The following is a 21,824-nucleotide window of genomic DNA, read 5'->3' on the forward strand; positions in this document are numbered from 1 at the left end:
ATACGAAAATTACTATTAATAATAAGTAGTAAAAAATTCATAGTTTTAGTTTACATTTTTATATTCATTACTTATATAATCTAGATATTTAACATATAAATAATCAAATGCCCTACTTCCAACCTCTTTCGCTGTTGCATCTCCAAAATATTCTTTTAAGGCTTCTATTTTTTTCGCGTCTTTTTCAAATTGAATTGATATTTTATCTGTAACAAAATAATTATTATTTTGTTTAATGAATTTTATCACACATTGAAGTATATAAGGCATATTTGTCATAACTTTATTTCGAGGTTCCTCACTATTTATTATAACTTCAACTACACAATTTTTATAACTATGTCCAGGTTCCTTTAAATAATTCCATTTTACTAATTTAGTATTATTTCTATTAAATACTATATCATCATTTATATATAAATCCATTCCATTTGCTTCATTTTGAAAAGCTTTGTATAATTTGATATAAAGTGAAAAATTTAAATCCTCATTATAAAAATTTGCTTTTTTATAAGTTAATATACTACCCTTAACAACAACAGGATTAACATTTATATTGTTTAATATTAAATTTAATTTATTATTTTTTAATCTTTGTTTATAAATTTTCCCTAGTTTTTTAATCAAATTTGTTTCAAAATCGTCATTGCATATTTCTTTTTTTACAATGTCTTCTAATGCTTTAATTTCTATTCTAGTGCCACTTATTAATCGATTATTATATTCCTCCTCTTCTACTGTATAGCTCCAGTCATAAGCCTTCCAGTTTTTAATTGACATTTGTATCTTACAAGAAAAGTCAGCTCTATTTGAATTTATAATAACGGTATTTCCTAATTTTAAAATAGCCTTTTTCAACCCAACCCCTCTAAATTCATCTAAAGAGGTATTTCCTATTTTAAATATTTCTTCATCAGTTACTTTCTTTTCTATTCCCCCACTATTATCTTGTACTATTATATAATTTTTGTTAATCTTTATTTTTACATTACATATATTATCTCTTTTGTATGTAAGTTTATCATAAGCTTGAATTGAATTATCTATTAGTTGACACAAAGATGTTAAAACATCTTCTTTTTCTGTAAGTGTTTTTCTTAAAAAGTTCTTATCTATTAAAATCCTATTTGTTTCCACCGTACGAATTCCCCTAATAAATAATATATTATTATTTATATGAATTTACTTTTTTCTTGTTACATTATTTTATTAACCAGATAGTAGCAATCTAGCTAGTAAAATAAACTTTTAAAATCACTTTTGAAAAAATATTTTTATGTTATAATTATTTCTTAGAAATACAAATGAAAAATGATTTAGGAGGTCACAAATGATAAAACTTATTGTAACAGATATGGATGGAACTTTACTTAATAAAAATGAAGAACTTCATGAAGATTTTTTTGAGATATTTAATAAATTAAAAGAAAAAAATATTCTCTTTGCTGTTGCTAGTGGAAGGCAAAGAAAAAACCTTGAAATTAAATTTAGAGAAATAAAAGACGATTTAATAATGCTTTTTGAAAATGGAAGTTGTGGTTCACTTAAAGGAAAAACTTTATATAAAAGCCAATTAGATAAGGCTCTTGTACATAAATTTATAGATATTGGAAGAAAAAATTTATATAATATGCTTTTATGCACTGAAGATATGACATATATTGAAAATGTAAATGAAGAATTTATAACAGAACTTAAAAAATATTATGATGATATTACTTTTGTTAATGATTTAAAAGAAATAAACAAACCGATAGTTAAATTTACTATATTTGATCCAAATGGAGCTAAGGAAAATACATTTAAAATTTATAATGAGTTATTTGCAGATAAGGTTAAAATATCAGTATCTACAGTTAAATGGCTACATATAATAAATAAAGAAGTAAGTAAAGGATTTGGTGTACAAGCACTTCAAAATCACTTTGATATAAGTCCAGAAGAAACAATGGTATTTGGTGATGGGCTTAATGATTTAGAAATGATACAATCTGCAAAATATTCCTATGCAATGGAAAACGCAGTTGATGAATTAAAGTCAGAGGCTAAATTTATAGCTCCATCTAATGATAAAAATGGTGTCTTAGAAGTAATAAAAGATAAACTACTTTGTAAATAACAAATCTTTTAAAAAATAAATTTTAAATAAATAAAATAGTATATTTAAATCTTATATAGGTTTAAATATACTATTAAAATATTTTTTTAATTTTAGTTTCTTATAACTTCAACCTTATATCCATCAGGATCTGTTACAAAGTAATATCTAGGTTTTTCTCCTGGTAGACCTTTTAAATCTGTAACTTCATATCCTAAAGATTTATGTTTTTCTCTCATTCCTTCTAGGTCAGAAACTCCAATTGCAGTATGACTAAATCCATTTCCAAGTTCATATGGCTTTTCTGGATCATAGTTGTAAGTTAATTCTATTTCATATCCGCCAACTTTATCTGATAGATATACTAAAGTGAACTTATATTCTGGAAAATCCTTTCTTCTAGTTTCAATAAGTCCTAAAGCATCTCTATAAAATTTTAATGATTTTTCTAAATTCATAACCCTTATACAAGTGTGTAACATTTTAACTGACATAATTCTATTTCCTCCATGAATACATTATTTATTTTTATATTAACTTATATGTAATATTTATACAAGTACTTACTTTTTTATCAGATGCTATATTATTTTATACTTAAAAGTATTACAAACTCTTTATCCAATTTGAAATATTTTTTACAAGTTCAGTTATCTTATTAGGTTTACTTGTTTTAGATGTCTGAGTTGTTGTAAATGCAGCATTTCCATAAGTAAATATATTATTTTCATATACACCACTACCCTGCGTATTTGTACCATTTCCTACAACCCAATCACTTCCATTAATTATAAATTTAAATTCTAACTGTGTTGAATTTTCAGATACTGGAACATCAATACTAAACACTCCATTATTATAATTCATTTGTTTAGTGTCCCATACGTCATTAGATAAATAGTGAATATTAACTGTTTTAGCATTTGCATTAGTATATTCAACCTTGACATATCCATTTCCTATTTCTGTAACTTTAGTATCACCTTGTTTGTCATTTTGAGCTATCTTGTATATATTATAGCTGTTTTGTGTAGAATTACTTTTTCCAGTTGTCCAACTAGCATTATCCACTTTAAAATTATACTCTACACTATCTATACCACTAGGTATATCAACAGTAGCTTCCCAAACACCATTACCTTCATTAGTCATATCATATAATGACCAACCATTTACATTTATATTTAAAGCTACTTCAGTAGCTGTTGCATTAGTAAAGCATATATTTAATTTACCATTACTATATTTCGCGTTTACAGTACCTGTAATATCTATAGGTTGTACATATATCTCAACATTTCCTTTGTCAGGATTAATATTTTTTAGTGTGGATTCAAAAATTGTTGTATTACCTATTTTGGCACTAGTAACTTTATACCCCTTTGGTATATAAGTTGTTAAATCAACTGATGAATCACTTGTAGTTAAATTATTATTTGAAATTTCTTTATTTGTATTACTGTCTATACATTTTATATTTATTGTTGTTGGATTCTTTTCTAAATAAATAGTAACAGTATTATCACTTAAATTTATTTTCTTTAATGTATCTATGTCTATACTTTTACCATCAATATTAGCATTTTTTATTGAATATCCATTAGGTATATTAGAAGTTAAATCTTCTGTTTGATTTATATTTCCTGTGTATGTCTTACTTATTGTTTTATTATTATCTGTGTTATAAACATAATTAACTTTTAAAGTTTTACTAACAGGCTTAATTTGAATTACCATATTATCTATTTGAGATAATTCTATTTTATCATCACTAGGTATTTTATTGTAATTATTAATATTCTTTATAGTGTATCCAGTAGGACAAAGTTTATTTAAATCTACCTCTTCATTACAATCACCTGTAATAGTTGATGTTGTAATGGTTGTTCCATTTTGAGAATTAACCCATTTTATATTTTTAGATAATGTATTTGGTAACATATAAACACTTAAATTATTATTTTGTATCCACCAAGTAGCATTAAATGAATCCATATTTTCATCTAAAATATGTACTCCGTTACTATTTAAATAATCAAATTTATATCCATCTGTTTTTACAAAGTCTGTCATATTTACAGGTTCTCCATAGGTATAGGTTAGAGTTTTAGTATCAATTACTTTACCTGTAGTTTCATCATAAAAATTAACCTTAACATTATACTGTGTTTTGCTAACATATGCAGTAAAGTTATTTGAAAGATCTAAATTTACTGCGCTACTAGGTATTACTTCACTATCAATATTATCTAATATGTATTCGGTAGACATTATATTATATAAATTTTTTATAGAAGGATATCCTATTAAATTATTATTAAATAACTGTTGTTTGTTTTCAGTTTCTATAGTATCACCACTATCATTAACTAACTTATTTAATGTATATCCAGTAGGTATTAGATTAGTTAAATCTTTTTTAGACGGATAGTTTGTTAGACTATCTTTAGCTAAAACTTGACCATTTTCTGTTTTTATGATTAATGTAGAACTATCTTTTTCTGGTGTTAGGTATACTTTTAAATTTTTCATACCCACTCCAGTAATTGTTTTAACCTTATCTAATCTTGCGTAGTTTACTTCTGCATAATCAAACTTATAGCCATCAACCTTAGCTATGTCTTCTATGTTTATTTTTTTATCTACATTCACATTTAAAGTTTCTGTAGTTATTAACCAACCATTTTCACTATTATATACTGGAACTTTTAAAGTGCTAGTAACAGGCTTTACATTTATCACTATATTATTATTGTTAGAATTACTTATTTTACTTAAATCTTTGGCAGATATTGATGTTCCGTTATTTGTAGCACTAACAAGTTCATATCCTTGAGGAATCTCACTTGCGACATTTGTGTACCCTGTTTTAGATACTTGAGAACTTGCATTATATATAGGGGTTTGACCATCTAACATTTCTACGTTCAATGTTCTCATTTGATTCTCTACATACGCTGTAATATCTCCAGCAGCAACTGGTATATTTTTTAAAGTATAATCACTCTTAACTCCATTTATTTCTATACTTGAAACTTTATATCCACTAGGAACTAATGTGGAAAAATTGCTACCTTTATCAGAAATTTCATAGACTGATGCACTAGATACTTTATTACCTGTGCTAGAATCTATAAATATTAATTTATATTCCTTTGGTTGTATTTTTATAGTTATATTCCCATAAGTAGAATTAGGAATATAATTTAATTCAGCAACATTTACATATGTTCCATTTATATTTAAATTAGCTATCTCATATCCCTTTGGTATCATATCTGATAAGTTTGTATGTCCATTATTATTTGCAATTTGTATACTTTTAGTACTAAATACTTTTTTACTATCTTCTATCTTTATAGATAAAGTATTTTCATTTGGAGATTCATAAATGTTTATATTTCCAACTCTTGAACCACTAAACTCAGTTATATTAGTTCCACCTAAAACAACTCCATCATTTTCAACATATTTAAAAGTGTATCCATCTAACTTTCCTATATCCTTAAAATTTAGATTTTTATTGTATGTATAATTTAATTTTTCTGTTTTTAATAAAGTTCCTGTTTCAGAGTTATAAAAATTTACATTAGTGCTATATTCTATAGGGTCTACATTAATAACAATATTATTTACACTTGAATTACTTATATTTTGCAAATCAGTTTCAGATATATTTTTCCCATTATCGGTAGCTGAGCTAAATTTATACCCATTTGGTATTAATTTAGATAAATTACTTTTATAATCTGTATTATATACTTCTATACTGTTATTTTCTAAAATAGTGTCGCCACATTGTACTTTATAAGATAATTTATTATAAACAGGCTCTACACATATATGTACATCATAATTACTTGAATCAGGAATAGATGTTATATCTGTTTCGGATACAGGTTGTCCATTTAAAGTTGCAGATACAAATTTATAACCACTTGGTATAACTAATGTTAAATTTGTAGTTTTATTACTATTATTTACATTTAATTTCCCTTTATTAACTTCATTATTATTGCAAGTAACATTGTAATTTATAGTATTTAATAATGGAGTATATGTGAAAACATTATTATTATTTATACATTGAACCCCATGTCCTAATGCATCTTTTCCATCAACTACAAATTTATATAAGAATTCATTACCTTTTATAGGAAGAGGTACTGTAACTGACCATACTCCATTTCCACTATTTCTTAAATTCACAGATTGATTTCCAACAACTAAACTTATACTTTTTGCGTTAGGATCATTATAAGTTATAGTTGCAGTTCTAGCCGAATTATTTGTTTTTGTAGTAACTAATCCAACATTACTCTCCTCTTCAACCGCTATAATTACATCTGAATTTTTGTTATTACTTATATTTTGAATTTGATTTAAAGTACTGTATATACCATTTAATCTGCTAGCGACATAAATATATCCCTTTGGAATAAGATTACTTGCGTTGAAATTTCCATTTAATTCATCTATCTTTTTTGTTCCGGAATTTATTTCCTTTTGAGTTAAAGAGTTTACTAATTTCCAATTAATATTATGTGTTATAGGAGCAACAGTTATATTTATACTACTATTGCCAAACATATTATAATTATTAAAATTATTATTTCCTACAATTTCATATCCTTTTGGAACAAAATTAGTCAAATTCACTATGCTATTGCCTATTTGATAGGTTAAGTTTCCATCTTTTATTACGCTACCATTGCTATCTTTAAAGGCATATTTAAAGTTATATGTTTTTTTATTTACATTTATAACAACACTGCTATTAGTTGAAGCATACACGTTTTGTAAATCACTTTCAGAGATGCTTTTTCCATTCATTATTGCCGAAGAAAATTCATAACCATCTGGTATATTATTTTTAATCAAATTTACAGGATTACCAATACCTTTTTGCGTTGCCTCTACACTTTCTTCTTTTAAATAAGAACCATTGTATTTTATATAATAATTAATTTTATAAGTTATAGGAGTTATATTTACAACTACTGTTTCATCACTTTGTATGTTATTATCCGTTCCACTTACATTAATTTCTTTATATCCATTAGGTATATTTATATTTACACTTCCATTATAATTTACTTTTTGTGTTTCGTTTTTTACTACTTTATTGTTATATATGTATTTAACATTTATATTAAATAATTTATTTTGCGTGTTTTGATTTAGTGCCTGTTCACCATCTGTAATATCATACTTACCAGAGTATTCTATAGTCGTTTTAGGTAGAGTCTGTCCATATACTAGTGTTACTGGTATACTTACACCTCCTGCAACTAATGAAGCACTTATTGCAATACTAGCTACTTTTTTGTTCATCATGTTCTGTCTCCTTAATAAGTAATTTATAAATTATTTGTCATACATTAATTAAACCCGTTAGGTTGCATAGATAAAAATATATACAAGCAAATCATAATTATAAAACCTAAAATAATTACAATTTTTAAAATTAAGTTCATTTTTTTAAACTTTTTATCTTTTTTCTCCTCTTCAACTAAATCTACCATGTCTGATGTATCTATTTTAAATTTATCGTCCATAACATACATACACTCCTATTTATTTTTCATTCGCATATGTTATTATATCACTTTTCTTCATTTATGATATCCTTTAATGCAAACTTGGTAAAAAAATGATGGTAATTTTTTTTATTATGTAAAAATTAAGATATAAAAAAATGATAATATGTTATTTTATTGAATTATTCATAATAAAGTATACATTAATATATTTTTTATTTTATAATATAATTAAACATTTAAAAATTATAAATTGGAGATGATAGCATGGAATTTTTAGCAGATGGTGTTATAGTTATACTTTTTTTATTTTTATTAATAGGTTTTGTAGGAATTATGTGGGATATATCAAAAAAACGTAAACTATAATATAGTAAAATATTAATTTAAAGTTAAAGACTTAAAAAGGATGTGCATAAAATGAAGTGTGAAATATTTGAATACAAATCTGATATAGTAATAGAAAGGGCTAATACCCAAAATTTAATGAATGAACTTAATGAATATTTAGGTACAAAAGAATATAGTTTAGAAGTGTTACTAGGGGAAGTATCTCTTAGAATATATGAATCTAATAGGCATTATATAGAAATATATTCTTCAGCAAATACCCTTACAAATGAATATGAAATTATTCCTATTGTATTAAAATATTCTGATAATAACAGTTATATAGTATTCAAAAAAAAGGAAATTGAAGATTTATTTGGTTGGAAAAATATAAATGGAGAAATTGTTGAATTATATAAATAGTTTTATATAAAAAATTTATAATATTATTACGAGGTTGTTTATGGATGAAAAAATAATAAAAAACATAGCAAATACAAATTTATTTAATGGCATTAGCGAAAATGATACTGGAAAATTATTAAGATGCTTTAAATGTAATATAAAGCATTATAAGAATGGTCAATACATAGTTTTTGCTGGAGAAAATTTAAAAGAAATAGGGTTAATAATAAGTGGTGAAATTTCAGTTTTAAGAGAAAATATAGATGGAAGTAAAAGTATTATGACACTTTTAAAATCTGGTGATACTTTTGGAGAAGTTGCAGCTTTTAATGGTGATTTAACTTGGCCATCTAGCATTTCAGCACAAAGTGATTGTAGTATACTATTTTTTAATCCCCAATTTATATTAAATCCGTGTTCTAGTAGCTGTACATTTCATAAAAAATTAATAAGTAATACTATAAAATTGATATCAAATAAAGCTAAAATACTAAATCAAAAGGTAGAATATTTATCTATAAAAAGCATAAGAGGAAAAATTTCTAAATATATACTGTCTGAATATAATAAGACTAAAAGTTTATATATAAATTCATCTTTAAATCGTGAAGAATTGGCTAATTTTTTTAATATAACACGCCCATCTCTATCAAGAGAACTTTGCAAAATGAGAAATGAAAAAATAATAGATTTTAATAAAAACAATTTTAAAATATTAAATTTAGAAACTTTGATACAAAGTATAGAGTAATAAATATACTACAAATTGAATATAAAAAAATTAAAGCCAGTAAAATTAATATTATACTGGCTATTTTAATGAAATTAGATATTATACATTATCTAAAAATTGAACTTCACCATCTAAATCATAATAAGCTCCAACAATTTTTAACTTTCCTTCGTCTACTAATTTTTTTATTGCAGAATCTTTTTCTATTTGCTGTATAACATCATAAACATTATTATGTGATGCTTCGTCTATTGAGCTTGCATTTTTTACAGCCGGTTCAATTTCCTCTACTATATCCTTTATATTTCCACTCACTTTTTCATCATTTTTTACACTATTATAAGCCGCTGTAACTGCTCCACAATTTTCATGTCCCATCACAACTAATAAAGGAGTGTTTAAGTGCTCTACTGCATATTCAATAGAACCTAATGCTAAATCATCAACAACATTTCCAGCTAGCTTTATATCGAAGATATCTCCAAGTCCAGTATTAAAGATATTACTAGTTACAACTCTTGAGTCTGAACAAGATACAACAACGGCAAATGGATTTTGTTTATTTTGTAAAGAAGCTCTTTTTGAACTAGAGATGTCCATTGATTGGCTAATATCGTTAACATATAATTTGTTTCCTAATTTTAATCTATTTAAAGCATCATCACCATCATTAATAACCATATCATCTAGGGTTATTTCCTCTTGTGTAGCAACGTCATTGTTATTAGATGCATTTACTATTGAAAATGTACCTAGACCAACTATTGTTAATATTCCAGATAAAAATAATGCTATTGTAGTTTTTTTCATTTATAATTCCTCCATTTATATAAAGAATTAAATTTTGTATATATTAATGATATCAGTATATCAATTAACATAATTAACTTCAATATGAAAAAAAATAATATTAAGGATAAAATAATATATTTTATATATTCATCTCTTGTATTATCTTATTTTCTATATTTTACATATTGTAAAATTATTGATTAATTTAAATAATAATACATTGAAAAATAATAATTATATTTTTTTAGTCTTTTCACACTTTTCTTATTCTTATATAATATAATTATTTATAGTATATCTAATTTATAAATGTAGAAAATATCATTGATTAGTATTGAAATAAAATTTAATTTGATATAATATTACAATTAAGGAAATAAAAAAATGTAGAAAAGAGGTGATTTTATGAATAGTAAGATTGTTAATTTTATACTACTTAGTTTAGCTGGGAAAATAATTGGTGATTTAATGAGTAAAAATGACTTTACTAAAAAGAATAAATCTAATTTGCCAAGCTTTAAAGGTGTTTTAGAAATAAAACATAGTATAAATGGAAGAATCAGATTTTATATTCCTATGTTAAATAACAATGAAGAGGCTAAGGAACTTTTAATTGGACAACTCTCAAGAGTCCCTGCAATTAAAGTTGTAGAGGTAAATACAATTACAAACAGTCTTTTAGTTGTTTATGATGAAAAAGCAGTCGATGCAGCAGTACTAATAGGAGTTATAGCAAAGCTTTTGGGTTTAGAAGAAAGCTTAACTAAAAAACCTGAAGCATTAGTTACTAGAGAACTTAAAAATATGAAAGAAGCTGTAAACATGGCTGTTTACGAAAAGACAAGTGGTCTTTTAGATATAAAATCTATAATAACTATTTTACTTATAGTTAGTGGATTTGTAATAGTTAGAAGAAATCCTCTGTCACTTCCTAATGGATATACCCTATTAAGATGGGGAACTAGATTATAAATATAGGAGAAAAGTATGAATTTTAAAAAGTTTATAATAGGACAATTAATGAAAATTAAAGTTTCTCACAGCTTACCAGGGAGACTTAGACTTAAGGTTAGTTCTTTAAAGCTTATTCCAAAAGAATATATAGTTTATGAAAAGTTTATAGATGAATCATTAAAAAAATTAGACGGTGTAACCTCAGTTGAAATAAATAATTTAACAGGAAGTATCTTAGTTATATATGATGTTAATATTACATATGAAAAAAAGATACTAAGATGGATTGAAAAATTAAAAGAAATAGGTCTTAACAACTTTGAGTTAATTGAAAAATACGGAGAAAGTAATTTAGATTTTGTTATAAAGACTATAAATCAACAATTAAATGAAGCTGTTAAAAAACTTTAAAAATGTCTTAATAAGGAGGCAACTATGAAAGGTAATGCAGTAATTAATACCGTTGTTAAACATAGTATTAAAGGACGATTAAGACTATTTTCAAATAGCATTAAATATTTAGGGGATTATAAAGAGATTATTGAAAAAACTTTAAATGAAAATGATGTTATAAAATTAGCATCACTAAATCCTATAACAGGTTCTATATTAATAGAATATAATCCTTTAGCTTATAAAGATGATATACAAGAAATAGTTCATAGGGTTCTAAATAAATATTCATTAGCAATTTCTCAAGTTAAAGCAGAAAAACGTGTGAATACTAAACAAATAATAAAAAATGAAAAAACCGAAACATCTAAAGATATTTTAAAAAGAGTTGTATTAAATGCAGGAACATTAGGTTATGTGTTAGTAAAAGAAAAATTAAATTTAAAAGACTTTTATAATGTTGACAGATTTGGAGTCTTTGGAAAATTTTTAACAATACCTGCTCTTGTTTCTCTTTATTTAAATAAAGGACTTTTAGATAATGGTATTAGAGGTGCTATAAGAGATAAAAAGCCTAATGCTGATACACTAACTTTAACTTCAATAGTATCTAGCCTTTTACTTGGAAATGATAAGTCAGCTTTAACAATAACTCTTTTATCAGATATTGCAGAACTTATGACAATTTATACAATGGAAAAAACAAGAGATTCTATCAAAAAAATGTTGTCTGTAAATGAAGAAGAGGTTTGGAAAATATTGGATAATGGTAGCGTTAAAAAGATGCCTGTTAATAAAATAAAAAGAGATGATTTAATTGTAGCTTATACAGGTGAAAAAATTTGCGTAGATGGTGAAGTTGTTCAAGGTGAAGCTATAATAGACCAATCTTCTGTAACAGGAGAATATATGCCTGTAACTCGAGGAATTGGTGGGAAAGTTTTTGCAGGAACAATTATAAAAAGTGGAAGCATAACAATAAAAACTGAAAAAGCAGGTGATGATACTGTTGTGTCTAGAATTGTTCACTTAGTTGAAGATGCAGCTTCTAAAAAAGCACCTATTCAAGATTATGCAGATAAATTTTCTACTTATTTAGTACCAGCAAACTTTTTATTTGCAGGCTTAACTTATTTATTAACTAGAAATATGAGTAGAGCTTTAAATATGATGGTAATAGATTATTCTTGTGGAATAAAGTTATCAACAGCTACGGCTTTTTCTGCTGCTATAAACAATGCTGTAAGGCATGGAGTTTTGATAAAAGGTGGAAATTATCTAGAGGCATTAGCTAGTGCAGACACTATGATACTTGATAAAACAGGAACTCTAACTGAAGGAAAACCAGCTGTTACAGATATAATGATTATAAATAAAGATTATACTGAAGAAGACATTTTAAAAATAGCTGGTGCTGCTGAAGAAACATCATCACACCCTATGTCCGTTGCAATAATTAATAAAGTTAAAGAAGAAAATATAAAGCTTCCTTTACACGGAGAAGTAATAACGCATATTGCAAGAGGAATAGAAACTACAATAGATGGTGAAACAGTTTTAGTTGGTAGTAGATTATTCTTAGAAGAAAACAAAATATCTTTAAGGAATATATCTAAAAAGGAAGAAAAAATTCAAAGCTCTGGTGGAAATATTATATACGTTGCTTTTAAAGGAAAATTAATTGCCTTAATTTCTGTAAAAGATAAGATGAGAGAAAATATGAAAAAAACAATCAATAATCTTAGATATCAAGGCGTTGATGATATAGTTCTTTTAACTGGTGATTTAGAGGAACAAGCTAAAGAAGTTGCGTTAAAAATGGGCGTTGATGGATATAAAGCTGAACTTTTACCATCTGATAAAGCAGAACAAGTCTTAAAGTATCAATCTAAAGGAGCTAAAGTTGTAATGGTTGGTGATGGTATAAATGACGCCCCTGCCCTAGCCTATGCAAATGTTGGAATTGCTTTAGGTGGAGGAAGTACTGATGTAGCTATGGAAGCTTCAGATATTACTATAAATGGTGATAACCCAATGATGATTCCGACAATAATGGATTTATCAAAAAATACTATGCAAGTAGTTAAACAAAACTTTGGTCTTGTAATTGGAATAAATAGTTTAGGTCTTATGTTAAGTGCTATTGGAAGATTACCTGTTTTATGGGGTGCTATACTTCATAATTCTAGTACAATATTTGTTGTTTCAAACTCTATAAGGCTTATGTTCTTTAACATGGAAAGAGGAGTTTAATATGAATAATCCAACAATTATTATAGCACATAACATAAAAGATAGAATAAGAATAAAAATGTCCCATCCTTTAAGAAATGAAAAAGAAGTTGTTAACGAACTTCTAAAAAGAGATGGCATAAATGATGTAGTTTATAATAAAATTACAAAATCAATAGTTTTTAATTATAGTGATTATAAGGTTCCAATAGATGAGCTAATAATGAGGTTTGTAGTTGCTTATTCAAAAGACTTTGACCTTATACCTATAAGATTTGTTCATAAATTATCTAGCAAAAAAATACCGCCAATGACTTATTACTCTTTAGCAACAATAATTATAGGTAGTGTTAGTAAATATATAACTACAAATTCTAATATACATGATTTTCTAAACTGGGCTGCTGTTGGAACTACTTTAGGTGCTATAGGTGAACATGCTTATAATGAAATAAATGAGCGAGGTTATTTTGACCCTGAAATTGTTTCTGTTATGTATTTAATAAATTCTATAAGTAAAGGGAACTTTCTAAGTTCATCAGCTATAACATGGCTTACAACCTTTGGTAGACATCTCTTTGATGCTTCAAATGGAAGAATTATGATTAATGTTAGAGAGATAAAAAATCAAACAACTCTTGAATCTTATTATGATTTATTAGTTGTTCCAGATTTAGATAGAAAAAAAAGGACTAACACTTTAAAAATGTTTTTAGAAAAGTTTATTGAAGGACAAGGAAGCACTATGAAGAAAAATTTTGTTTTAACTAGTAATGAATTAGTTAAATCACAAGATAAAATTTTATCAGGTTTTGAAAAAGGACCATCTTTAATGGTGATTGGTGAAAAAAGTACAAAACTTTTTAATAATGCATTAAGATAATATTTTTTAGAGTTAAATCTCTAAATTAATATAAAAAATATATAATAATTTTTAGGAGGAAATATTATGTTTTTAAATGGAAAAATAAACAGAGATCATATAACAGGAGCTTTAGTGGGTGTAGGTGTTTGTGCCGTAGGATATTATATATACAAAAAAAATCAAAATAAAGTAGATGATTTTTTAAGACAACAAGGTATAAATGTTCCTTCTCAATCTGCTAACTTTAGTAATATGTCTTTACCTGAATTAATGGAAACTAAAGAAACTTTAGAAGATTTAATAGCTGAAAGACAATTAGAATCTCAAGGAACATCTACTGAAGTAGTAGAAGCTCAATAAAATATTATAAAGCAATAAAATAAAAAAAGGCATGAGATAAATCCCATACCTTTTTTTATTTTGTTAAGCACCAACTACTTGATATTGGTATACAGATATAGTAAGATTTAATAATAATTTTTCTGTAATTGTATCATATAAATTACTAGTTTCGTCGCATCTATTGCTCATAAATACTGTTTCATTAATAGTATAAGAATCTAATTCATATTGATAAGGTTCGTTAATAGTTACAGTTTGAGTATAATATCTTTGGCAATCTGCTTGAGAAACTGATCCTCTATCACATACAGCTGTACAGTTATTTAAATAAGCTGTTTCAACCATATTAGGAGATGCAGTAACATCTTGACCAGCAAGAGTTATTGGGTTTGCAAAATCAAATTTAACTTTTGCAGTTATATCATTAAGAGTATTTGTCATTGCTAAACATCCTGTAGGACAATCAGCAGTTGTTCCTTCTACTGGTGTTGCATAAGAGATATTTTTTAACATATAACCTTGACCAAATATATAGTTACCAGATACAAAAACTTGATCTAATACAACTCTTCTTTCAATTTTCTTTATATCATAAAATCCTTCTTCTATATAAATTTCATCTCTTACAGGTTGACTAATTGTTATATTACCAACTCTAACTAATACTTTATTTCCACCAGTTGCGTTTTGTGTTTGACCAGAAGAGAAAACTCTTGTATCTACTTGTACATTATCTGTACAATAATCATTAACTATATCTCTTTCACATTCATCATTCATTATTTATACACCTCATAAATTTAATCTTATTTCTTTTGCTTTCTTAATATATTATATTGAATATAGTCGAAAAATGTTACATTTTATATTTTATGTGGTAATTTTTTGTAATATAATTATATTTTTTATTTTAAATTGTTTATATCAGTATTTTTTTAGCAAGTAACTATTGACTTAGAGTTAACTCTAGGGTATATAATGATAAATATAGCGGAAATAACTATTTTAATAATTATTCTAAAATAATATAATAAAAAAACAATTGTACATATTTAGGAGGAAAAAATGGATTTTAACATTTTAAATAAAATAAATACACCAGATGATGTTAAAAAACTTAACACAGCTGAATTAAAAGAATTAGCTTCAGATATAAGAGAAGCGTTATTAAGAAAAGTTAGTACTAAGGGTGGACATTTTGGACCAAATCTTGGAATGGTTGAAGCAACTATAGCTATGCATTATGTATTTAATTCACCAGTTGATAAAATAGTTTATGATGTATCTCATCAATCATATCCACACAAAATGTTGACAGGAAGAAAAAATGCTTTTACAAATCCTGAAGAATATCATTCTGTAACAGGATATACTTCTCAGCATGAAAGTGAGCACGACTTTTTTACAATAGGACATACTTCAACTTCAGTTAGTTTAGCTTGTGGTCTTGCAAAAGCTCGTGATGTAAAAGGTGAAAAAGGAAATGTTATCGCTGTTATTGGTGATGGATCTTTAAGTGGTGGAGAAGCTTATGAAGGATTAAATAATGCTGCTGAGTTAGGAAATAATATGATAATTGTTGTAAATGACAATGATATGTCTATTGCTGAAAACCACGGTGGTTTATATAAAAATTTAAAATTACTTCGTGAAACTAAAGGTCAAGCTGAAAATAACTTCTTTAAAACTTTAGGTCTTGACTATGTATTTGTAGATGGTCATGATATAGAAGCCTTAATTGAAACTTTTTCAAAGGTTAAAGATATAGACCATCCAATAGTAGTTCATATGTATACTATTAAAGGAAAAGGATATGATAAAGCTGTAGAAAATAAAGAACCTTTCCACTACACAATGCCATTTGACTTGGAAACAGGAAAACTTTTAGGAGATTTCTCAGCTGAAACATACATAAGTATTTTAAGTAATTTCTTAGAAGAAAATGCTAGACGTGATAAAAAAGTTGTAGGAATAACTGCAGCAACTCCATCATTTATGGGACTTAATAGTTTAAGAACTCCAGAGTTTAAAGACCAATATATTGATGTTGGAATAGCTGAAGAACATGCTATAGCATTAGCTTCTGGTATGGCGTCTCAAGGAGCTAAACCAGTAGCTGTATTTATGAGTTCATTTATACAAAGAACATATGACCAATTATCACAAGACCTTGCTATAAATAATAATCCTGCACTTATAGTTGTTAATGCTGGTGGAATATCCGGAGCTGATGTAACTCACCTTGGATTATTCGATATACCTTTAATATCTAATATACCAAACATAGTTTATCTTGCTCCAACTAGTAAGGAAGAATACCTTGCAATGCTTCAATGGGGATTAGATCAACAAGAACAACCTGTTGTAGTTCGTACTCCAAGTGCTGAAGTTGTTTCAACAGGAGAAAAAATTGAACCTGATTTTAGCAAATTAAACACTTATAAAAAAGTAGCTCAAGGAAACAAAGTTGCAATTATTGGACTTGGAGCTTTCTTTAAACTTGGACAAGAAGTTAAAAAGCATTTAAAAGAAACAACAGGAATAGATGCAACACTTATAAATCCAAGATTTATAACAGGATTAGATGAAAATATGTTAAATAGCCTTGTAGAGGATCATGAGGTAGTTATAACTCTTGAAGATGGATTATTAAATGGTGGATTTGGTGAAAAAATTGCTAGATTCTATGGAGATAAAGATGTTAAAGTTCTAAATTTTGGTGCTAGTAAAGAATTTACAGATAGCGTACCAGTTGAAGAATTATATACTCGTTATCACTTAACAAAAGAATTAATTGTTGATGATATAAAATCTGCTCTTAAATAATACAAAAATAAATCCTATATCTTAATTTAAGATATAGGATTTATTTTGCAAATATTTTAATATTTTTATTTCTAAAAATGAACAAACCTCATATAGAAGTATATAAAATTTGCCTACTCTCTCATTTTTCTTACTGCTTCAAAAAAATCTTTGAAAGCACTTTCATTTTTGGAAAATAAATTAGTTACATCTTCTTTAGCCTTTATGTATTCTTGAGAATTAACATCATTATTAACTATAATTCTCATTGGTTTATGAAATTTCATAAATAATATTGGATGTTTCTTTGCAAATGATTCCATCTCTTTGCAGTGACGTTCTTCTTTAGTTGCTGTCCTTAGCCATTCAAATACATAATCGTACATAGTTATCTGTCCTTTCCAAAAAAATTAAATTAAATATAATTTCATTAAATTTAATATAATATAATATAGAAACAATGTCAATATTATTATTTAAAAGGTTAAAATTAAATTAAATTTATTTATTCTTATTGAAATAAAATTTAATATATGATAAATTATACTTCATTAGAAATATACGGGGGGATTTTATGAAAAGATTGATTATAAGCTTACTTTTTAGTGCATTATCTTTATATATTTGTTCTCATTTAATGAATGGAATGTATATAGGTTCGATAGGAACATTAATTGTATTGTCAATAGTTATAGGTGCATTAAACATTACTGTTAAACCTATAATGAAGTTTTTTTCATTCCCTATAACTGTTTTAACTTTTGGTTTATTTTCTTTAGTTATTAATGCAATAATACTAAAACTTGCTTTTTTTCTAGTACCTAATGCTAGTTTAGTTGGATTTTTTAATGCTATTATAGCTTCAATTCTATTATCTTTTTTAAATTGGATATTCAATGGATTGGTAAGATAATAAGAATATATTAAAGTCTTTATTTTTAAATTTATTAAAAATAAAGACTTTTTATAATTTAATTATCAATTTGTTGATTATATGATAGAAAATATTTTTTAATTTTCGTTAATAATTTCTAAAATATCTTTTAATGCTTCCTTTGCTTCCTTAACTGGAAGTATTGGATATACATGCATCATCTTTTTCTTTTCAGTAAACTTAAGTTTTATTTGTTTTTCTTCACACATTTTTTTAAATTTTATTCCATCTGGATATAACATATCATACGTTCCAAAAAATATGTACATATCATTTAAATTATCTAGTTCTCCATACATAGGTGATAAGTATGGAGTATGTAAATCATCTTCCCCTGCATATTTAGTTGTTTCTTCAGCAAGTTCATAACTAAGCCAAGGATCGTTTTTTTCCATGGCAGCAATATCAGGATTTGTTTCAGCCATATCAAGATATGGGGAAATCATAATATTTTTTTGGGGAAGAGGTATATTGTTATCTCTTAAATACATGCAAAATCCAAGAGCAAATCCCCCTCCTGCGGAATCTCCCATAATTATAATATTATCATTATTATATTTTTTTAACATATCATTATAAATTTCTATAACCATTTCATAAGATTCTTTATATGTACGAGGCACTAAAGGATAATCTGGTGCTATTATATCTCTATTTGTTTTATTAGCAATATTAATTAAAAACTTCCAATGAGCTTTAGCAAAACTATTAATATATGAGCCACCATGTAAATATAATATAGCTTTTTTGTTATCTTTATTTTTATAAAGAGTAAATACATTTTGACCATTTACTTGTCTGCATTCTTTACGTAAACCCTTTAACATCTTATCAGGTGGATTACTATAATCACCACCATTCATCAAAAATTTACCACCCCCATGTTTTACATCAAATATTCGGAATGTGGTTCTTAAACACCATGCCGAAAAACTCATTAAAAAATCACCTCATTTATTCATTAAATTATGACTTAAGAAAAGGTATTTTCACCCTTTTTCCCTTAAATTCATACACAAAAAAATGTTCTATCGTATATTCTTCATTTTCTTGAGAAACAATTTTTTCATATTTGGTATTCAATATTGTAAAATTTTCCTTAAATTCTTTAGCTATGCTCAAAGGAACAGGGATTTTTACCTCTTCATTATTCACTTTTGCATTAAAAATTTCTAAATCAGCGTTATATACACCTATATTAATAGTCTTTTTATACTTCTCGTAATAATAATTAAATATATCATTAATGTTAATAGTCACTCCTGAATCAACCAAAAAACAATATTCTTTAATTTTATTTTTTAATTTTATTAATTCTTCATTTTTATTTTTTAATGTATATTCTAATTTTTTAACATCTTTGTCAATTTCCTCTGTTATTTGAATTTTTAAAGCAGCTATTTTTTCTTTAATATAATTATTTTCTTTATATGTCTTTGTTATATCATCTATTTTAAAATTTTTGCGTTTTTCATAATCCGTAGTTTTTTCAAACTCATTTTTTTCTCCAATTTCTAAAGTTACAGCGTCCATTATATACTCATTTAAATTTTCATTTACGGCCTCATTCACCCTATTTTGTAAAGAATTTTTAATATCTTCTTTATGATTTTCTATGCTTTTTATAGAATCTATAATATCATTTTTTAGTTTTTTAAGATTATCAATTTCATCTATATAATTTTTAGAATTTATAATTAATCTTTTAAATTGCTTTTCATTTTCATAAATTAAATTATCTAAATAAGAGTCTATTTCTTGCTCTATATCTTTTATCGATTTATTTATTGATCGTTCATAAGAGGCAGTAGCCTCTTCTATATCATATCGAATTATAGCATTATTATTTAATAATTCTCCTCCATTTAAAGCAAGCTTTTTAAATTTTCCTATTGTGTTTTTAGTTTTAAGCATTTTAAACATTTTATCTAAATTATTATCTAAAATTCTAAAAGCCTCACTTTTAAATTTATAAGAATCTGATAAAGATACTAGATTTAAAGTTGTATGACCTACTATATTTGTATCGTTTATATCAAAAGTATCTTTTAATAACTTAATTCCATCTAAATCTTCTTTGATAACAAAATGCATAAGTGGAGATATGCCCCATTTATCCTTAAGATATTTTAAATTATTATTTTCTTTAAAAAAACTATAATTTTTACTTTCTATAGCCTCTTTAATTGTTTTACTAGCTTTTTCTTTTTTTATTTGTAATTTATTTTTTAATTCATTTGCCAAATCATAATTACTTTTGGGTATAGATTGTATATTTATCATAGCACCTAAAAAATCAAGAGATTCAATTTGAGCTATTATATATTCTTTAGTATAAGATTTTTTTTGATTTATTTCTTTTAATGTATTTAAAATGTTAAACGTTTCATCATATTCTCCGTTTAACAATGTTTCTTGTACTCTCTTTTCAAGAGATACTATGTAATCTTCCTTTAATGTTTTAATTCTTGATATTTCTCTCTCTAATTCTTTAATAGGCTTTATATTTAATGATTTTTGTTTGTTTACAACTATTACTGCTTGATCATATTCATGGTTTTCGATAAGTTTATTTTTTTTATCTGCTAATAAATTAAATTGATATTGTAATTTTCTTATTTTTATATTTTCTTTTAATTTAGCCATAATATCTTCATTTAATTGATTTAACTCTTTGAGTTTTAAAAAATATTTATCAACTTCTTGAAAATTAAATTTTTCAAGAAAAATTAAACAACCTAAATAATATAGCATTGTATCTGTTTTTATATTATATCTTTTTATAATTGCCTTATTTAAAATTAAGAAATTATGCTCAAGATTTGTGTACATATTCTCCTTAATTTTAGATTTAATATCATTTAATTTATCATTTACATAGTTTTCATATATATTTCTTAATGTTTTTTCTTCTGATATTAGAAATTTCTTTAGAACTATAAAAAATTTAATAAATTCATCTTTACTTAAATATAATGATTTATTATTTGTTATTATTATTTTTTTCTCATCATCTATGCCACTTATAATTAAATTTTCATAGGATATTTTATCAGCACTACAAAATGTATGTTTAACTCCTACAAAATTATCGCAAATTAGTAAACCATCCTTACCAGATTTTAAAAATGTTGTATCATATAAAGCAATCACATGAGCATTATCTACTTCATATATCTTTGTAGCATTTATAAGTTTTTTGTTTGGTATATAATCTAGGTGTAAAATACCATTTATTAAAATAGATTTATTGTCATATAAAAAATTTCGTAATTTTTCTTTGTTAATTAATAATGTATAAGGCATATGAACTCCTCCCATTTATTATTAAATAAAAATAGCTTATTTTATAATTATACAATTAACTTTTCAAATAAAGATTAATTTTTTCTTATAAAGTG

Annotated in this window: 19 protein-coding genes; 10 read left to right on the top strand and 9 right to left on the bottom strand. The window is 25.3% G+C overall.

All coding sequences use genetic code 11. The annotated features are described in order from the left end of the window. Positions 1–45: 45 nt before the first annotated feature. Positions 46–1,137 (bottom strand): ATP-binding protein, encoded by a 1,092-nt coding sequence (locus HH195_RS04985; protein ID WP_196371797.1) that lies wholly within the window; start codon positions 1,135–1,137, stop codon positions 46–48. Between the two features lie 193 nt (positions 1,138–1,330). Between HH195_RS04985 and HH195_RS04990 the strand changes: the two genes are divergently transcribed. Further along, positions 1,331–2,119, top strand: a complete 789-nt coding sequence (locus tag HH195_RS04990; protein WP_196371798.1) for an HAD family hydrolase — start codon at positions 1,331–1,333, stop codon at positions 2,117–2,119. Between the two features lie 92 nt (positions 2,120–2,211). On the opposite strand, the gene gloA is transcribed toward HH195_RS04990, so the two are convergent. The 3 genes from gloA to HH195_RS05005 form a co-directional block, all read right to left on the bottom strand. Then, a complete protein-coding gene (gene gloA, locus HH195_RS04995) occupies positions 2,212–2,592 on the bottom strand; it encodes a lactoylglutathione lyase (RefSeq protein ID WP_055257457.1) in 381 nt (126 codons plus the stop codon). Positions 2,593–2,704: 112 nt separating this feature from the next. Further along, positions 2,705–7,435 (bottom strand): early set domain-containing protein, encoded by a 4,731-nt coding sequence (locus HH195_RS05000; protein WP_196371799.1) that lies wholly within the window; start codon positions 7,433–7,435, stop codon positions 2,705–2,707. Positions 7,436–7,479: 44 nt separating this feature from the next. After that, positions 7,480–7,656, bottom strand: a complete 177-nt coding sequence (locus HH195_RS05005) for a hypothetical protein (RefSeq protein ID WP_156304284.1) — start codon at positions 7,654–7,656, stop codon at positions 7,480–7,482. Positions 7,657–8,058: 402 nt separating this feature from the next. On the opposite strand from HH195_RS05005, the gene HH195_RS05010 reads away from it, so the two are divergent. Beyond that, the gene (locus HH195_RS05010) at positions 8,059–8,391 is read left to right on the top strand and encodes a hypothetical protein (protein ID WP_196371800.1); all 333 of its coding nucleotides are present in this window, start codon (positions 8,059–8,061) and stop codon (positions 8,389–8,391) included. A 40-nt stretch (positions 8,392–8,431) separates the two neighbouring features. Beyond that, entirely contained in the window at positions 8,432–9,124 is a 693-nt protein-coding gene (locus tag HH195_RS05015) for a Crp/Fnr family transcriptional regulator (RefSeq protein WP_196371801.1), read from the top strand. A gap of 81 nt (positions 9,125–9,205) precedes the next feature. On the opposite strand, the gene HH195_RS05020 is transcribed toward HH195_RS05015, so the two are convergent. After that, complete coding sequence (locus tag HH195_RS05020) at positions 9,206–9,916, bottom strand: carbonic anhydrase (protein WP_196371802.1); 711 nt, start codon at positions 9,914–9,916, stop codon at positions 9,206–9,208. A gap of 387 nt (positions 9,917–10,303) precedes the next feature. Between HH195_RS05020 and HH195_RS05025 the strand changes: the two genes are divergently transcribed. The 5 genes from HH195_RS05025 to HH195_RS05045 all read left to right on the top strand — a co-directional run bounded on the left by HH195_RS05025 (position 10,304) and on the right by HH195_RS05045 (position 14,702). Further along, positions 10,304–10,870 (top strand): HMA2 domain-containing protein, encoded by a 567-nt coding sequence (locus tag HH195_RS05025; RefSeq protein WP_196371803.1) that lies wholly within the window; start codon positions 10,304–10,306, stop codon positions 10,868–10,870. A gap of 15 nt (positions 10,871–10,885) precedes the next feature. Then, complete coding sequence (locus HH195_RS05030) at positions 10,886–11,263, top strand: HMA2 domain-containing protein (protein WP_055257451.1); 378 nt, start codon at positions 10,886–10,888, stop codon at positions 11,261–11,263. 24 nt (positions 11,264–11,287) lie between these two features. After that, complete coding sequence (locus tag HH195_RS05035) at positions 11,288–13,498, top strand: heavy metal translocating P-type ATPase (protein WP_196371804.1); 2,211 nt, start codon at positions 11,288–11,290, stop codon at positions 13,496–13,498. Position 13,499: 1 nt separating this feature from the next. Beyond that, positions 13,500–14,360: a hypothetical protein gene (locus HH195_RS05040; RefSeq protein WP_196371805.1), complete on the top strand. Its 861-nt coding sequence runs from the start codon at positions 13,500–13,502 to the stop codon at positions 14,358–14,360. A gap of 66 nt (positions 14,361–14,426) precedes the next feature. Beyond that, a complete protein-coding gene (locus tag HH195_RS05045) occupies positions 14,427–14,702 on the top strand; it encodes a hypothetical protein (RefSeq protein ID WP_055257448.1) in 276 nt (91 codons plus the stop codon). 63 nt (positions 14,703–14,765) lie between these two features. Here HH195_RS05045 and HH195_RS05050 read toward each other — a convergent pair whose 3' ends face one another. Beyond that, positions 14,766–15,464: a hypothetical protein gene (locus tag HH195_RS05050; protein ID WP_058991730.1), complete on the bottom strand. Its 699-nt coding sequence runs from the start codon at positions 15,462–15,464 to the stop codon at positions 14,766–14,768. Positions 15,465–15,749: 285 nt separating this feature from the next. Here HH195_RS05050 and HH195_RS05055 point away from each other — a divergent pair, with 285 nt between their 5' ends. Then, on the top strand, positions 15,750–17,510 hold the full coding sequence (locus tag HH195_RS05055) for a 1-deoxy-D-xylulose-5-phosphate synthase (RefSeq protein WP_196371806.1): 1,761 nt from the start codon (positions 15,750–15,752) through the stop codon (positions 17,508–17,510). A gap of 113 nt (positions 17,511–17,623) precedes the next feature. Here HH195_RS05055 and HH195_RS05060 read toward each other — a convergent pair whose 3' ends face one another. Further along, positions 17,624–17,875 (bottom strand): hypothetical protein, encoded by a 252-nt coding sequence (locus tag HH195_RS05060; protein WP_058991734.1) that lies wholly within the window; start codon positions 17,873–17,875, stop codon positions 17,624–17,626. A gap of 188 nt (positions 17,876–18,063) precedes the next feature. Between HH195_RS05060 and HH195_RS05065 the strand changes: the two genes are divergently transcribed. After that, positions 18,064–18,402 (top strand): phage holin family protein, encoded by a 339-nt coding sequence (locus HH195_RS05065; RefSeq protein ID WP_196371807.1) that lies wholly within the window; start codon positions 18,064–18,066, stop codon positions 18,400–18,402. Positions 18,403–18,500: 98 nt separating this feature from the next. Here HH195_RS05065 and HH195_RS05070 read toward each other — a convergent pair whose 3' ends face one another. Together HH195_RS05070 and HH195_RS05075 are read right to left on the bottom strand one after the other, a co-directional pair. Next, positions 18,501–19,361 carry an alpha/beta hydrolase fold domain-containing protein gene (locus HH195_RS05070; RefSeq protein ID WP_196371808.1) on the bottom strand — a complete coding sequence of 287 codons (861 nt, stop codon included), beginning with the start codon at positions 19,359–19,361 and terminating at the stop codon, positions 18,501–18,503. A 28-nt stretch (positions 19,362–19,389) separates the two neighbouring features. Then, a complete protein-coding gene (locus HH195_RS05075) occupies positions 19,390–21,729 on the bottom strand; it encodes a ligand-binding sensor domain-containing protein (RefSeq protein ID WP_196371809.1) in 2,340 nt (779 codons plus the stop codon). Positions 21,730–21,824 lie beyond the last annotated feature (95 nt).

It is taken from the genome of Candidatus Sarcina troglodytae (assembly GCF_015708635.1).
Lineage (GTDB): Bacteria > Bacillota > Clostridia > Clostridiales > Clostridiaceae > Sarcina > Sarcina ventriculi.